Source organism: Mangrovicoccus sp. HB161399 (genome assembly GCF_013184745.1).
Lineage (GTDB): Bacteria > Pseudomonadota > Alphaproteobacteria > Rhodobacterales > Rhodobacteraceae > Mangrovicoccus.
In genome coordinates, this window is the sequence record NZ_JAATVU010000222.1 from 1 (window position 1) to 1,621 (window position 1,621).

Sequence of the window (1,621 nt, forward strand, 5' to 3'; positions counted from 1 at the left end):
ACCAGCGCCCGGGACCACCATCCCGATGGAACACAGGCCAATCATGCACTAACTTTCAAACCGGACCACCCGAGAGGGGCATACCACCGCGACGGCATCCGGGACCAAGGAGGCCCGGAGGCGCTTGCTGATCCCGCTGCCGCACGCGTCACCGGTTCCGCTCGGCGTGGCAATGATCCGGGCCTTTCGCAGGCCAACATGGCCGGGATAAGCCGTCAACAGCATCAAATGGCTGATACGGTCGTTGGCACTGGCATCGGGGACGGCGGCAAAGTGCGCACCTCCGCCTGCATGCCGGCCGAGAACACTGCGGGGCGGGCCGAGCGGCTGCTTTCGGGGAGGCCGCCGTCCTGCGACGCTGGACTTTGAGCGCCTGAACTGAGGAGCGAAGGCTCGACAGCTGACACGATAGAGGGTCATTTGCCACCGGCCGGAGACGGCGCTTCTTCGTTGCTGAGGGAGTGCAGTGGAGCTCCCGCATCTCGGGCATACCGGTGCGTGCGCGACGCGCGGGATCGACAGCCAGACCGGTGTGCCTGCCGCGATGCCCGCGCTCTTTCCTGCGGTCGGCTGCCACAGGTCGACCAAGGCGTTGCTGCCGCCGCCGAACGGCTGGCCGCAGATGCGCACATTGGGTCTGGCCCTTGGCGAGCACGCGGGTCGCGTGGGAGATGTGGAAGGTGGCACTTCCAGCTCGCCTTCCGCCAGACGCCCCTCCAAGTCGATCTTCGAACCTGACCGGGAAGTTCACATCCAGCGTCCTCGATCGCCGTCCTGACGCCAGGAAATCGGAAGGATGCGTTGTCGCCTGACGTCGCGAATGCCCCGCCGGAGATGCGGAGGCAGCGCTGTCCTCGTTCGGCGGCACCCCTGATTTCCCGGCCGATGAGAGCATTGGCAGCGTTTCGGAAGTTGGCTGGTGCATGCACGCCTGCTTCGACCGGCATGTGGAGTGCGCCCCCGCTGCCGGGCGGCGGTTTTGACCATGGCGCGGGCGGGGCGGCCTGCGAACTTGGCAGGGCTGAGATGGCCCGGTGCCGGATGCAGGCGGCGGTTGTCGCAGGCCTCGGCGAACCGGGGCAAGCCGGTGGCGGCGCCGCCGGAAAACTCCTGCTCCGCCAGGCAAGCGTCCTCGACCTCCAGTGTCTTCATGAAGCTCCCGGCCCTTGCGTTCGGCGCCTTCGAACGCTCCGCCGGCGCGGACCGGCTTGAACTCGCACGGGTTGCCGCTGCGGCCCATGGATCCGGAGAAGCCGCGTTCGGCAGGAATGCCTCGATGCGGCTCCGGCGCGCCCCGGGATCCGCGGTCCGCGCGGAACGCGCTGCCGGGGAAGGGACGCCGCTCCGCGATTGCGCTGCGGAGCGCTTCCGCCGCCAGGCGGGCGTCGATGCTGCGGCCGATGGCACGGCCGACGACACGGCGCGACCGCGCGCCGGGCATCAGCGCGGCATGGGCGGAGCCTCCGGCGATGGCGGTGCAAGCCAGGCCGCCGTCCATCGGGCTCGGAGCCGCCGGCGGATGCGCCGTCGCCCATCGGGCTCGGACCGATGGCGCCGCGATGGGCAACTCCGAGCACCGCTGGCGACGGCGCCCCAATGGCCGCCCCCGGAGCCGGTCCGG

1 protein-coding gene is annotated in these 1,621 nt (G+C 70.0%); it reads left to right on the top strand.

Features of this window, described 5'->3' with window-relative positions:
* The coding region (locus HCC78_RS33425; protein ID WP_216671421.1) for a hypothetical protein at nt 1-369 on the top strand (369 nt) is incomplete at its 5' end.
* Between the last annotated feature and the right edge of the window lie 1,252 nt (nt 370-1,621).